Source organism: Proteus vulgaris (genome assembly GCF_016239305.1).
GTDB classification, from domain to species: domain Bacteria; phylum Pseudomonadota; class Gammaproteobacteria; order Enterobacterales; family Enterobacteriaceae; genus Proteus; species Proteus vulgaris_C.
Genome location: NZ_JAEHOQ010000025.1, coordinates 1 through 14,608, shown reverse-complemented (window position 1 = coordinate 14,608; position 14,608 = coordinate 1). Strand labels below are relative to the sequence as shown.

Annotated in this window: 10 protein-coding genes and 1 pseudogene; 4 read left to right on the top strand and 7 right to left on the bottom strand. The window is 37.6% G+C overall.

Annotation, left to right across the window (positions count from 1 at the left end; all coding sequences use genetic code 11):
* Positions 1-4: 4 nt before the first annotated feature.
* From JEP40_RS16035 to pepN, 5 genes and pseudogenes are all read right to left on the bottom strand, one after another.
* Entirely contained in the window at positions 5-262 is a 258-nt protein-coding gene (locus tag JEP40_RS16035; RefSeq protein WP_198624363.1) for a colicin E3-like toxin immunity protein, read from the bottom strand.
* A gap of 13 nt (positions 263-275) precedes the next feature.
* Positions 276-572, bottom strand: a pseudogene (locus JEP40_RS19290) (colicin E3/pyocin S6 family cytotoxin); the annotation flags it as partial.
* A 1,632-nt stretch (positions 573-2,204) separates the two neighbouring features.
* Entirely contained in the window at positions 2,205-2,756 is a 552-nt protein-coding gene (locus JEP40_RS16025) for a cell division protein ZapC (RefSeq protein WP_198624361.1), read from the bottom strand.
* A gap of 218 nt (positions 2,757-2,974) precedes the next feature.
* Complete coding sequence (pyrD, locus tag JEP40_RS16020) at positions 2,975-3,985, bottom strand: quinone-dependent dihydroorotate dehydrogenase (RefSeq protein ID WP_036912193.1); 1,011 nt, start codon at positions 3,983-3,985, stop codon at positions 2,975-2,977.
* 204 nt (positions 3,986-4,189) lie between these two features.
* The gene (gene pepN, locus JEP40_RS16015) at positions 4,190-6,805 is read right to left on the bottom strand and encodes an aminopeptidase N (RefSeq protein WP_198624360.1); all 2,616 of its coding nucleotides are present in this window, start codon (positions 6,803-6,805) and stop codon (positions 4,190-4,192) included.
* Between the two features lie 341 nt (positions 6,806-7,146).
* On the opposite strand from pepN, the gene pncB reads away from it, so the two are divergent.
* The 4 genes from pncB (at position 7,147) to JEP40_RS15995 (ending at position 13,092) form a co-directional block, all read left to right on the top strand.
* Positions 7,147-8,361 carry a nicotinate phosphoribosyltransferase gene (pncB, locus tag JEP40_RS16010; protein ID WP_166539552.1) on the top strand — a complete coding sequence of 405 codons (1,215 nt, stop codon included), beginning with the start codon at positions 7,147-7,149 and terminating at the stop codon, positions 8,359-8,361.
* A gap of 257 nt (positions 8,362-8,618) precedes the next feature.
* On the top strand, positions 8,619-10,019 hold the full coding sequence (gene asnS / locus JEP40_RS16005; protein WP_109408809.1) for an asparagine--tRNA ligase: 1,401 nt from the start codon (positions 8,619-8,621) through the stop codon (positions 10,017-10,019).
* Positions 10,020-10,359: 340 nt separating this feature from the next.
* Entirely contained in the window at positions 10,360-11,472 is a 1,113-nt protein-coding gene (locus tag JEP40_RS16000) for a porin (RefSeq protein ID WP_269814769.1), read from the top strand.
* Positions 11,473-11,901: 429 nt separating this feature from the next.
* Positions 11,902-13,092, top strand: coding sequence for an amino acid aminotransferase (locus JEP40_RS15995; protein WP_198624359.1), 1,191 nt, complete (start codon positions 11,902-11,904; stop codon positions 13,090-13,092).
* A gap of 158 nt (positions 13,093-13,250) precedes the next feature.
* On the opposite strand, the gene JEP40_RS15990 is transcribed toward JEP40_RS15995, so the two are convergent.
* Together JEP40_RS15990 and JEP40_RS15985 are read right to left on the bottom strand one after the other, a co-directional pair.
* The gene (locus JEP40_RS15990) at positions 13,251-13,901 is read right to left on the bottom strand and encodes an MBL fold metallo-hydrolase (RefSeq protein WP_198624358.1); all 651 of its coding nucleotides are present in this window, start codon (positions 13,899-13,901) and stop codon (positions 13,251-13,253) included.
* 37 nt (positions 13,902-13,938) lie between these two features.
* Entirely contained in the window at positions 13,939-14,487 is a 549-nt protein-coding gene (locus JEP40_RS15985; protein ID WP_072062789.1) for a YcbK family protein, read from the bottom strand.
* Positions 14,488-14,608 lie beyond the last annotated feature (121 nt).

Here is a 14,608-nt window from a genome sequence, read left to right as displayed (position 1 = left end):
CCCATTACCACTTATCACGGTAATCAAAAGAAATTTGGTAAAGATACTTATTCAATTCAATTTTATGTGTAACATGCTTTTGAATAGCTTTTACCCAATCTTCATGTAAATCAAAAACTCCATTATTAATGATATTTTCGCCTTTCGGGTCAATTGTTTCATCAATCAGGAAGTCATCATCACCAAAATCTCTTGAGTACTCCTCTCCTATAATTTCTTCTGTTTTTTTATCAAACCACTGAGTATGTAATTTCAATCCCATAATTCCATCTTCCTTATAGATATTTTTTGATATTGCGTTTAGGATCTGCTGGTTTTAACTGGTTACCTGTTTTTGGGTCAAATGCCCCAATATGTTGGCCATCACTGGCACGATATCCTTCCAGCTCGCCGTGCTGTGAATCCCATTCATAAATTCTTCGCCCCTTATCACCTTTCCAGCGATTGAGTTTACCTGCCCCACCTTGTTTAGGTGTTTTACCTTGGACAGGCTTAAGGATACCCAATCCTTTAATATCTTCAGTTCTTGGTACTGGATGATAACTATGACCAAGCTCTTTTACTCCCCGACGAGTGGTATCCTTTTTCCCCGTTGATAAATAAATTGGTTTTATCCCTAATTCCCATGGAAACACCAAAATTATAGGTTCTTTCAGCGAAGACTGTACTTTCTCATTTTCTGTAAAAAAAGTTGGCGCATCTAAAGGTAAGTTATTAAACCTAGGAATATCATATACCTTATCAGGTAGATATTTATGTCTTTCCGGCTGAGGTAATGCTGCACCCGTTAAAATTTCTACGCTACCAATCTGAACTATTCTTTCTTGTTTCTCATTTGGTAAAGTATAAGCAAAAATACCTTTTTCAACCGTTTTTCTCGCTTCAACTACACGAGTTTTAACTGGTGCATCCGTTCTCACTAATTCAATCTGTTTCGTCCCATTAACTACCTGTTCGATTACAGTAGCTGAGGTACTAATTATCCCTTTTTGCTTTGCAATATCTCTTAAATGTGCCTCTTTAGGGATGTTTAATTTCAGCCCAGCCACAGTAAGTGCGGTTTCTTGGTTTTTAGGATATTCTTGGTAAATGACTGAAGGATATCTATCACTGCCTACTCCAACGGGAGGAGAATACAGCATAAAGCCTGCACCTAAACCTAATGCGCGCCCTAAAATAGCCCCCAGCGTTTCTGTCACGGACGTTGCACTTGTCGTTGTTATTGCAGGAGTGAGTATAGCGATTGGAGCTAATGTGGCTTTATTGATACTCTTTTCTGGTATTAACGTAGATTGTGCAGATATTATTGCTATATTTAATTCAGCAGGAATACTGATTTGCTTCTTAGATGTCGAAGTAAACATTTGAACAATAGAATCATATGATTCAACAGCTTTCTTTAAACTACCACTCATCAGCCCCGCATACTGTAAATAACGCTGAGAATAAATTTTTATCGCTTTGGGTATATCACCTTCCCTGAAAGCATCCATCATCTCTTTACAATACTTATCCTTTGTTAAAAATGGACAGTCCATTTTTGCACATACAGGGCAAATGTTACGTCTCATTACTTCGATCGGTTTGACTCGTTCACTCATATAAATTCCTTTTTATATTCAACCATGCAATGACAATAGTGATCTAATATGAGCAACACACTATTATTTGACCATTCTGTTTTTTGATACGAGATTTATAAACCGCTTTATTCATAGTTCACATTCAACATTAAGTACGCCATAAGAAAATTTCTCTTATTCAAAGTGTCATATTAATAGCCACACAAATCCTTGACCAATCATGTCCTCTTTCCATGAAAGAGTATTTTTAATAAAAAGGGTTATCTTGGCTCAGTCATAACGCTCAGGTAAAATCCTAGCCTGTAGCTGTGTTCCTAATGGTAATGTGAAACTTTCACTTAATAAAAAATGACACTTATCTTTATCACAAATTAAAAGAAGGTAATTTGTCCTTATCTTCTTTTTTTATTTTAAATAAAATAGTTTATTTAATAAGAATTATCTTATTAATACCTGAGTAATGAATTACCGATAAACTCATTTTATTTGTTTCTAGAAATGTATTGTGAGAAAAAATAATAGAGATTTGATTTTAGGAAGTGTTGTTTAAGGTGAATTTGTTTTTGGGATGTTAAATTAATGAGTAATAATAAAAAGAGTAAGTCCTTTTTACTCTTTTTGTTAAATAACTTTTTCGTACAAAAATGATCCTGACTCCGACTCTTTATGGTAATTGCTTAACCTGTCATTCATAATTTTTATTGGGTCACAAAAATTAAGTGTTCTATCAAATAACGTTAATTGCGGTTGCGCTAATAAGCATAAACAAGCTTGAGTTCCCACTTCTGCCACTAAAAAAAGTGCAGTTTCATTACCTTCTTTTAATGAAGCCTCTACCACTTGCGATAAACAAGGATTAGTTGGATTATTGCTAACTTCAAAATACCAACTCTTAGGCATCAGTGGCTTTAAAAAACGATGGGCTATTAATGCATTTAATGCTAATTCAGCTCTTGATTCTGACGGCATATCTATTTGGCGGATCTGCTCATCGTATCCATAATAAAGAGCTGCATCATCGACGGTAAAAGATGCTGATTGGCAAGCACTCTCACTTAGCATTTTGCTTGGAAAGCGAGAACGAAAAACTATGCCATTGGCTAAATCAAGCATTAATCTTTGTTGCTCAACATCAAAATACCAACGCCAGCGATCATCGGGTTTTATTATCACTAATTAATCCCCCTTCGATTCATTACCTGTTTTATACTCTGACAAATAATCAAAATTAAATGACATAAATAAAATATTTAATATCACCTAACAAAAACAGGATTCATTTTACTATTAATTAAGCACAATCAGTGCAATTTAATAAAAAATAACCAACTAGGGGCAATATAAACGAGTTAAGGGCAGAAGAAAAGCCCTTAACTCATTATAAAATGTATTTAGATATGATTAATTATAGATTTGATAAGCGCAGGACCTTGATAAATGAATCCTGAATAGACTTGAATGAGAGAAGCACCAGCATCCATTTTCTCTCTTGCTGCAGTTAATGAATCAATTCCACCTACACCAATAATAGGTAATGCGCCTTTTAATTCTTCATTTAATTGGCGAATTATTTGTGTGCTTTTTGATTGTACCGGACGACCACTTAATCCCCCTGCTTCATTACAATGATCTAATCCACTGACTAATGACTTATCTAATGTGGTATTTGTCGCAATAACACCATCAATATGATGACGCACTAAGCTATCTGCAACTTGAATTAATTCTTCATGTGTTAAATCAGGTGCAATTTTGACGGCAACAGGAACATATTTTTGATATTTTCCTTGCAACTCTAATTGTTTATTTTTAATTGCGGATAACAAATCATCTAAAGCTTCGCCATATTGCAGTGTACGCAAACCCGGAGTGTTTGGTGATGATATATTGATCGCGATATAACCAGCATGCGCATAAACTTTTTCCATACAAATCAGATAATCGTCTTTGCCTTGCTCTACAGGAGTATCTTTATTTTTACCAATATTAATACCTAGCACACCGCCATAACGAGATTGTTTTACATTTTCAATAAGGTTATCAACACCGAGATTATTAAACCCCATACGGTTAATTAACCCTTCTGCTTCCACTAAACGAAATAAACGCGGTTTATCATTTCCAACTTGAGGACGTGGTGTCACGGTACCGACTTCAATAAAACCGAATCCCATAGCACCAAGTGCATCTATACAATCACCGTTCTTATCAAGACCAGCAGCAAGACCAAGTGGATTTTTAAATGAGAGTCCCATACAGGAAACGGGTTTTGAAGGAAGTGATTGCTGAATAAGAAATTGAAATGGGGAATGAGATAAACGTTTTAACTGACGGAAGGTAAAATCATGGGCACGTTCAGGATCTAGCCGAAACAATGCCTTCCTTACTAAGGAATAATACATACGATCTCCATTGAGAATATCGGGTATTAGGAATGATATGTCTACGACAATTTAAGCGTCGTGCATCATATAGATAAAAGTATGAAAAGTAAACGCTCTAATTTCACAATTCGCCATAAAAAATCCCCAGACTATGCTGGGGATCTGATTATCATGCTAATTTTTCGCTACTTATTCACTTATAAAGTGATATTAAGCGCGATATTAATCAGCTAACGCTTTGGTAATTTTCTCATAGAGATCACCTGATAAATTCTCAAGTGCTTTCAGTTTTAATAACTCTGCACGCATTTTTTCTTGGCGTGTTGCGTCATAGCGTTTTAAACGAATAAATGGTTCAATAAGGCGTGAAGCGACTTGTGGGTTACGGCTATTTAAGTCAGTCAGAATTTCTGTCAATAATAAGTAACCAGAACCCTCTTCAGCGTGGAAAGCGACTGGGTTATTATTTACAAATGCGCCAATTAATGCACGAGTACGGTTAGGGTTTGCTAATGTAAATGAGCGATGAGATAACAAACTGCGTACTTTTTGTAACACATCTTTTGCAGGGCTCATGGCTTGTAAGCTAAACCATTTGTCCATTACTAAACCATCTTGATGCCATTTATCATCGAACTCTTGTAATAGCGCATCTTTACAAGGTAACTGCGCCATTACAGCCGCATGAAGCGCTGCAAGAGCATCAGTCATGTTATCGCTGTTGTGATATTGTGCATCAACAAGTTTGTTACCTGTTTGCTCATTCTCAACTGCTAAATAACCTAAGCAAACATTACGTAAATCACGTTTTGCAATATCTTCATGATTAACACGATAAGCGCTAATATGCATAGAATGATAAACAGCAGAGAATTCATCTGCCATTTCAGTTGCTAGTGTTTTACGAATAAAACCAAGCGCTTTATGAATAGCTATTGGATCGATAATGCTAAATGACTCACCCGCTTCAACGTCCGTAGGTAATGTCAGAATAAGTGCAGCTAATGCAGGATCGATATCTTTATCAAGTAATACTGCACGGAAAGCATCAACCACCATTTCAGGAAGAATGCAGTTTTCCCCCTTTTGAACTCGAGTAACATTTTCTTTTATATAGCGTCCCAACAATGATTGCGCCGCATCCCAACGTGAAAATGCATTACGAGCATATTTCATTAAAAAGGATAATTGTTCATCCGTAAATGGATAGTCAAGTTTTACAGGCGCAGAGAACTCACGTAATAAAGATGGGATTGGCTGTTCTGGAACGTCATCAAATACAAATTGTTGTTCTTCACGGACGACATTCAATACATTAGAAATAGCCTGATCTTGTGAACGCAGAGGGATCACGTTACCTTTATGATCATACAATTCAATATCTAATGGAATATGTAGCGCTTGTTTTTCAGCTTGATCAGCTGTTGGTGGTGTCATTTGACTAACAGTTAAGGTGTATTGCTTTTTATTCACATCATAGCTGTCACGTACAGTCAGTTGTGGTGTACCTGATTGGCTATACCAACGACGGAATAAAGTGAGATCAACATTAGAAGCATCTTCCATCGCTTGAATAAAATCATCACAGGTTGCAGCACTACCGTCATGACGATGAATATACATTTGAATGCCTGCTTGGAATTGCTCTTCACCTAATAAGGTATGGATCATTCTGATCACTTCTGAACCTTTTTCATATACTGTTAAAGTATAGAAATTGTTCATTTCGATCACACTATCAGGACGAATTGGATGTGCCATTGGGCTTGCATCTTCTGCGAATTGAGCGGTACGCATCACTCGTACATTATTGATGCGGTTAACAGAGCGAGAGCCTAAATCTGAACTGAATTCTTGGTCACGGAAAACCGTTAAGCCTTCTTTTAGACTTAATTGGAACCAATCACGACAAGTAATACGATTACCTGTCCAGTTATGGAAATATTCGTGACCAATAACAGATTCAATACCTAAATAATCTTTATCTGTTGCCGTTTCACTTTTTGCCAATACGTATTTAGAGTTAAAGACATTCAGACCTTTATTCTCCATAGCACCCATATTAAAGAAATCAACGGCAACAATCATATAGATGTCGAGATCGTATTCTAAATTAAAACGAGATTGATCCCATGCCATTGCATTTTTTAATGATGTCATTGCCCAATCGGCACGATCTAAATTACCTTTATCAACAAAAAGCTCTAAAGCAACTTCACGACCGCTTTTGGTGATAAAAGTATCTCGCAATACATCAAAATCACCCGCAACAACCGCAAATAAGTAACTTGGTTTTGGATGTGGATCTTCCCATGTTACCCAATGACGCCCATCTTCAAGTTCGCCTTGTGCGATACGGTTACCATTGGATAATAAATAAGGATACTGTTTTTTATCTGCAGTGATTGTTGTGGTGTAACGAGCTAACACATCAGGCCTATCTAAATAATAGGTAATATGACGGAAACCTTCAGCTTCGCATTGCGTACACAATGCGTCACCAGACACATATAGCCCTTCTAATGCAGTATTAGCTGATGGATTAATTTCATTGACAATTTTTAATGTAAATTGCTCAGGCAATTGTTCAATGATGAGTTTGCCGTTTTCTTCTTTATAGTGTGTCCAAGCAACATCATTAACTGAAATTGATTTTAATATTAAATCTTCACCATCTAATACTAATGCTGTCGCATTTGAGTTTAGACGTTTACATTGGCTGATCGCCGTAACCTGGGTATTTTCTTTATCTAAGATAAAATCAAGATGTAAATCGGTGATTGTGTAGTCAGGGGCACGATAATCTTTGCGAAATTTCGCGATTCTTTGTTGTGTCATAGAAAAAAACCTTTTAGTTAACACGACTATTTAACGGTTATATTGCCAAAGCTTACTCGTCAAAAATCTGTTTAGCCAGTCGAATATTCAATTGAAAACATTAAAAGTCAACAGGATGTTAATAATTCATTAATGCATGTAATCAATTTATTTGATAAATGATGCTAAGATACTCCCAAATTATGTTTAACGTGGTAAACTCATCTAAGTTTTACAGCTTGTTTTTATGTCGCAGAGAAATATTGTTGAATAGTGACGCTTTGTCGTCATATTCGGGTATACTCTCCAACCTTAACGATTTAGCAGACATAAAAACGCTCCGTGAGGATGCTTGACGCGCTATGATTTTAGACGCTACACCGATTATTACATCACTGTTGGATACCGATGCATACAAGCTCCACATGCAACAAGCGGTTTACCATCATTATAGTGATATTCCTGTCGTTGCTGAGTTCCGTTGCCGGAGTGATGAACGTCTAGGTGAATATGCAACAACCTTACGCCATCAAGTTAACATGATGGCAGACTTGTCATTAACGAATGAAGAATTTGACTATCTTCAGAGTCTCCCTTTTTTCAAAAATGACTATCTGCAATGGTTTAAGCATTTCCGCTTTAAGCCAGAACAAGTCCACATTTCAACCACACCTGAAAACCAACTTACCATTAAAATCACGGGCCCTTGGCGTGAAGTTATTTTATGGGAAGTCCCTTTGTTGGCTCTAGTGAGTGAAATTGTACATCGTGCTCGTTCACCTCAAATCACACCAGATGATGCAGTTAATCAATTACGTAAATTAATTGATATCTTTTACCGTGATGCCGCTGAACAGCAGATTGACTTAGCCGATTTTAAATTGATGGATTTTGGTACTCGTCGCCGTTTTTCTTATGATGTGCAGTGCGCCATTGTGGATGAGCTGAAAAATCATTTCCCTTATCTTATTGGTACAAGTAATTATCATTTAGCAGAACGCATGCAATTAGCCCCTGTGGGTACACAAGCTCACGAATGGTTTCAGGCACATCAGCAAATTAGCCCAGAGCTGGCCAATAGTCAGCGCGCCGCTTTACAATCTTGGTTAGATGAATACCCTGATCAATTAGGTATTGCATTAACAGACTGTATTACGATGGATGCTTTTTTACGTGATTTTGATAAGGCCTTTGCAGAGAGTTATCAAGGTTTACGTCACGACTCTGGTGATCCTATTGAATGGGGTGAAAAAGCGATTGCGCATTATGAGAAACTGGGCATCGACCCCATGAGTAAAGTATTAGTCTTTTCTGATAGCCTTGATTTTCAAAAGGCATTAGTACTTTATAAACATTTCCATAAACGTATTCGTTTAATCTTTGGTATTGGTACTCGGCTCACTTGTAACATTCCAGAGATAACGCCACTTAATATTGTCATTAAGCTGGTGGAGTGTAATGGTAAGCCAGTTGCTAAATTATCAGATAGTCCAGGCAAAACGATTTGCGAAGACGATGACTTTGTTGACAAGCTACGCAAAGCCTTTGATGTTCCTCTTGTCAAACAAGCCTGTTAATTAGCTAAAAATCTTCATTAATAAAAGAAAGGGTAATAATTGCCCTTTCTTTTGTCATAACCCCTACTTTTATCAATATTTTTCCTATTTTTATCAATTTATTTTATACAAAAGCTTTTCTCTTCTTTATTGACTCTTTAAACTAAAATTTCCTACTTGTTTCCTGCGCTATTGCAAGTAACATAGAAAAACTGTCCGACAGGGGCAGAGTGAATTAACCAAACAATTATTTTAATTAAACGAAGAGAGATTTATTTATGATCGTTGCGCCTGTAGTCGACGTACTGCAAGGCCGTATCGCGGTTGGCGAAGACGTCACCGTTCGCGGTTGGGTACGTACAAGAAGAGATTCAAAAGCTGGTATCTCATTTCTTACCGTCTATGACGGTTCCTGCTTTAATCCAGTACAGGCCATCATTAATAATAATTTACCGAATTATCAAGATGAAGTGCTGCACTTAACCACAGGCTGTTCTGTGGAAGTCACCGGTAAAATTGTTGAATCTCCGGGCCAGGGACAGAACTTTGAAATTCATGCCACCAATGTTGTTGTGGTAGGAATGGTCGATGATCCGGAAACTTATCCGATGGCCGCCAAACGTCATAGTATTGAGTACCTGCGTGAAGTTGCTCACCTTCGTCCTCGTACTAACTTAATTGGTGCCGTTGCTCGTGTTCGTCACACATTAGCACAAGCACTACATCGTTTCTTCGATGAACAAGGCTTCTTCTGGGTTTCTACGCCACTAATTACAGCAGCGGATACAGAAGGTGCGGGTGAAATGTTCCGTGTCTCTACACTTGATATGAACAATCTGCCACGTACAGATAAAGGCGAAGTTGATTTCAGTGAAGACTTTTTTGGCCGTGAAGCGTTTTTAACCGTATCAGGTCAATTAAATGGCGAGACTTACGCCTCTGCATTAAGCAAAGTGTATACTTTCGGCCCAACATTCCGTGCTGAAAACTCAAATACCAGTCGTCACCTTGCTGAATTCTGGATGGTTGAACCTGAAGTGGCATTTGCTGATCTTAACGATATCGCGGCCCTTGCAGAAAAAATGCTGAAATACACCTTTGCGGCAGTATTAGCAGAGCGTAAAGATGATATGGAGTTCTTTGCACAACGTGTAGATAAAGACGCTATCTCACGCTTAGAAAACTTTATTACCTCTGACTTTGCTCAAATTGATTATACCGATGCCGTTACTGTGCTTGAAAACTGCGGTGAGAAATTTGAAAACCCAGTTTACTGGGGTGTTGATCTCTCTTCTGAGCATGAGCGTTATCTTGCAGAGAAACACTTTAAAGCACCTGTTGTTGTGAAAAACTACCCGAAAGATATCAAAGCATTCTATATGCGTATGAATGAAGACGGTAAAACAGTTGCAGCAATGGATGTATTAGCACCAGGAATTGGTGAAATCATCGGTGGTTCTCAGCGTGAAGAGCGTTTAGATATGTTTGATAAACGTTTAGAAGAAATGGGAATGAATAAAGAAGACTACTGGTGGTATCGTGACCTGCGTCGCTACGGCACAGTACCTCATTCAGGTTTCGGTTTAGGTTTTGAACGTTTAGTTGCTTATGTGACTGGTGTCGCAAACGTTCGTGAAGTTATTCCGTTCCCACGCACACCAAGAAATGCAGATTTTTAATTTAGTGATTAATAAGTATTCAGTTAAAAATTTGTAGTGCTGTTTTATTGTACAGATTTAACTTAAGTGAAGAAGCCAACCGCAAGGTTGGCTTTTTTTATGCATGGCTGTAATTTGATTCAAAAGTTCCCCGAAATACATATCTTGAAATACATAGTTACAATTTGTTACACTTTTTTCGTTTTTGTAGCAAATTGGGGGTAGATAAAATTTTTTACCAATGGAACACTGTCACCCGACACAGACGACACTTAACTCTCATAAATAGTTCCATAAAAATTAAGAAACTATTTCTGGCAGTGGCAAAGGTGTCTGAATAACACCAATGAGGGTAATAATAATGATGAAGCGCAATCTTCTTGCAGTGGTAATCCCAGCTTTAATGTTTGCTGGTGCAGCAAACGCAGCTGAAATGTATAACAAAGACGGCAACAAAGTAGACATCTACGGTAAAGTTGACGTTCGTCATTACTTCGCAGATTCTGATAAAAATAGTGATCACGAAAGCGGTGACGCTTCTCGTGCACGTATCGGTTTCAAAGGCGAAACTCAAATCAATAAAGATTTAGTTGGTTTCGGTCGTTTTGAGTATGAAATCAAAACTAACACAACTGAAAGCGAAAACTCATCTAAAACTCGTTTCGCTTACGCTGGTTTCAAATTCGCTGATTACGGTTCATTAGATTATGGTCGTAACTACGGTGTAATTTACGACACCAACGCATGGACAGACGTTCTGCCTTTATGGGGCGGCGACTCAATGTCTCAGTCTGACGTTTACATGACTGGCCGTACTACTGGTGTTTTAACTTACCGTAACACTGATATGTTCGGTTACGTTGATGGCCTGAACTTTGCTCTGCAATATCAAGGTAAAAACAACGAAAACACTAACAACAGCAGCAAACGTGTTGACTCAGCTAAAGCGAATGGCGACGGTTTCGGTTTCTCTACAGCTTATAACTTAGGCTGGGGCGTAACTCTGGGTGGTGGTTACTCAAATTCAGCTCGTACTAACTGGCAAGAACACCACAGCAGTGCAACTGGTAAAACAGCAGAAGCATGGAACTTCGGTGGTAAATTCGCAGCTAACAACGTTTACTTAGCAGCTATGTACGGTGAAAGCCGTAACATGAACTACTACGGTTCAGAAGCTCTGATCGCTAACAAAACTCAAAACATCGAGTTAACTGCACAGTATGACTTTGTTGATTTAGGTCTGAAACCATCTTTAGGTTATGTTCAATCTAAAGGTAAAGACTTAGGTACAGCTCAAGGCAACGACCAAGATTTAGTTAAATATATCTCTGTAGGTTCTTTCTACAAATTTAACAAAAACATGACTGCAGTTGTTGACTATAAAATCAACCTGTTAGATGAAAACGACTTCACTAAAGCTTACGGCGTTGCAACTGACAACGTAGTTGGTTTAGGTCTGACTTATCAGTTCTAATTACCGCTTAGGTAATTAAACAGTCAAGTTAATTGATTTGAAAAGCAACACTTCGGTGTTGCTTTTTTATTTGTACAATTTAACACGCCTTCTCTTTCCCTCCTCCCCTTTCTCTTATCGTTTTATTTGTGTCCCTATATTAGTCACGCTCGATTGACGCCTTCATCACGATAGCACTCTCTATGCCCCCTATTTGTGAAACATTAAAAAGTTTATCATACTAAACAATTATCTCTTTTTAGTGATTATTTTTACATGTTAATGTAATCACAGGATATTCACTTATTTACATCTTGATTTGCTATTTATTCTCACTTAGTTCACAACTTCTTGTTAATTTCTCTACAAACAGTTGGCAAAAAGGCCTCATAGCGTTACTCTTGATACTCATATTTCGGCTTCGTTTTGAGCTTAGGGAACAATTAAACTATGTTTGAGAAAATCATTGCTGCACCAGCCGATCCTATTTTGGGTTTAGCTGATAGTTTCCGTTCTGATCCTCGTGAAAACAAAATTAACTTAGGGATTGGTGTTTACAAGGATGAAACAGGTAAAACCCCTGTTTTAACCACTGTTAAGAAAGCAGAAAAATACCTGTTAGAAAACGAAACCACTAAAAATTACCTTCCTATTAGCGGTATCCCTGAATTTGGCAATGTAACCCAAGCACTTTTGTTTGGCGAACAACACCCTATTATTACCGAAAAGCGTGCACGCACAGCACAAGCACCCGGTGGTACAGGTGCGTTACGTATTGCTGCAGATTTTATTGCTCAGCAAACCACAGCAAAACGTGTCTGGATAAGTAATCCAACTTGGCCTAACCATAATAATATTTTCCAAACTGCAGGTCTTGAGATCTGTAATTATGATTATTATGATGCAGAAAATCGCGGATTAGATTTTGATGGTATGTTGGCTAGCCTTGCAAATGCTCAAGCTGGTGATGTTGTCTTATTCCACGGTTGTTGCCATAACCCAAGTGGTATTGATCCGACAGAAGAACAATGGCGCCAACTAGCAGCACTATCCGCAGAAAAAGGCTGGTTACCTGTTTTTGATTTTGCATACCAAGGTTTTGCTCGTGGTCTTGAAGAAGATGCACAAGGCCTACGTCTCTTCGTAGAAAAAAACCCTGAACTTATTGTCGCAAGTTCATATTCTAAAAATTTCGGTCTTTACAATGAACGTGTAGGTGCGTGTACCATTGTCACTAAAGACAGCGACACAGCTGAAAAAGCCTTTAGCCAAGCAAAAGCAATTATCCGTGCCAACTACTCAAACCCACCAGCACACGGTGCTTCAGTAGTAACAACTATTCTTTCTAATCCAGAGTTAAAAGAAGAATGGATTGAAGAACTAACAACCATGCGCGAACGTATTCAGCGTATGCGTCAACTGTTAGTGACAACACTGCAAGAAAAAGGCGCTAAACAAGACTTTAGCTTTATTATTGACCAAAATGGTATGTTCTCATTTAGTGGTTTAAATAAAGAACAAGTTGAGCGTTTACGTGCTGAATACGGTATTTATATTGTAGGCTCAGGACGTATTAACGTAGCTGGTTTAACCCTTGAGAATATGGTTCCACTGTGCGAAGCCATTGTTGCAGTACTCTAATTGCCTTCTAAAGTGTAATTAAGACAAATGCCACGTTATTTAATTAACATGGCATTTTTATTTAGAACTAAAGAAATACAAATCTCATTTTTTTACTGATAAAAAAGCTCTTTATAATAAAGAGCTTTCATATTTATTCACTTATATCAGCGTTACTATTACCAGATTGGCATTTCATCTTGTAAAAACGGATTGTATTGGCGTTCATGACCTAAATTAGACATAGGGCCATGTCCTGGAATAAACAGATAATCATCGCCTAAAGGTAAGACTTTATTTTTGATTGATGCAATAAGATCGGCATGGTTTCCTCGTGGAAAATCAGTACGACCAATACTTTCTTTAAATAACACATCACCCATTGAAATAAGTTTATTCTGGTGATTAACAAAAATAATATGTCCTGGTGTATGACCAGGACAATGTAAAACAGATAACGAAATTGTTTTACCAATTGTCACGGTATCACCCTCATTTAACCAACTATCTGGTATAAATGACTTACCACAAGGGAAATTAAACATACGACACTGTTGTTCTAATTCTTCAAGTAGAAAACTATCATCTTTATGAGGCCCATAAACAGGAACATTAAAATGCTCAACAATTTGAGAGGTGCCTGCAATATGATCAAAGTGTCCGTGTGTTAATAATACTTTGGTTAATGTTAATTGGCGGGCTTCGATTTCCGCAATAAGCGTTTCGACATCGCCACCAGGATCAACAATTGCCGCTTCCTTCGTTTCATCACACCAAATTAAGGTGCAATTTTGCATATAATTTGTCACAGGTACAATGTGATACATCATGAATCACTCCACTCTCTATTAACTAATTATCAATAGATTACCACGAGCGAACAGGTCCTGTATCTATATGCACAAAATTACTTCTTGGATAATATCCAACACCACCTGCTTTCATTCTTAGAGCCACTTGACGAACTTTTGAAAGTTCCGTGCCAACTAAGCGAAAATCCATTGCTTGCCCGCGAGTATGGTAGCTTTTCTTAGCGACACCACTACTACTTTGGCGCAAATTATTATTGGTCACTAAAGAGCGATAACCTGAAATAAGCTCAACGGGTTTATTGTTATTCAGCATTACTTGCAGTAAGTAGATTTGGTCAAATAAGGCGGGATCAATCGTTTTAATTTTATTTTGGCGGTAATCTCTAAACAGATGATTTAGCTTAGCAAGCTCATGTTTATTATAACGTTTTCCATCAAAAAACTCGGCTTTAATAGTTTCACCAGTATTTAAATTATTAAAGCGAAGAATTTTTGGTCGAGGTGTAGCTAATGAAGCAAACGCATGAGAAGGCAATAAACCCAGTCCAACTGCGGCCATACCGAGCCCCAGCCACTTACGGCGGTGTGAATCAATAATATCCATAGTATATACACTCAAAAAATTATTTCAGGAGGAAGAACCTTTATTATGACAATATTTTTCCCGAATTGTTTCTTATGGTTTGTATAGTATTGTAAATAACACTTCTTTTTAATTTATGGGC

Coding starts and splice junctions, on each gene's coding strand:
- JEP40_RS15990 (WP_198624358.1), bottom strand. CDS start 13,901: ATGATGTATCACATTGTACCTGTGACAAATTATATGCAAAATTGCACC.
- pepN (WP_198624360.1), bottom strand. CDS start 6,805: ATGACACAACAAAGAATCGCGAAATTTCGCAAAGATTATCGTGCCCCT.
- pyrD (WP_036912193.1), bottom strand. CDS start 3,985: ATGTATTATTCCTTAGTAAGGAAGGCATTGTTTCGGCTAGATCCTGAA.
- pncB (WP_166539552.1), top strand. CDS start 7,147: ATGATTTTAGACGCTACACCGATTATTACATCACTGTTGGATACCGAT.
- JEP40_RS16035 (WP_198624363.1), bottom strand. CDS start 262: ATGGGATTGAAATTACATACTCAGTGGTTTGATAAAAAAACAGAAGAA.
- JEP40_RS16000 (WP_269814769.1), top strand. CDS start 10,360: ATGATGAAGCGCAATCTTCTTGCAGTGGTAATCCCAGCTTTAATGTTT.
- JEP40_RS15985 (WP_072062789.1), bottom strand. CDS start 14,487: ATGGATATTATTGATTCACACCGCCGTAAGTGGCTGGGGCTCGGTATG.
- asnS (WP_109408809.1), top strand. CDS start 8,619: ATGATCGTTGCGCCTGTAGTCGACGTACTGCAAGGCCGTATCGCGGTT.
- JEP40_RS15995 (WP_198624359.1), top strand. CDS start 11,902: ATGTTTGAGAAAATCATTGCTGCACCAGCCGATCCTATTTTGGGTTTA.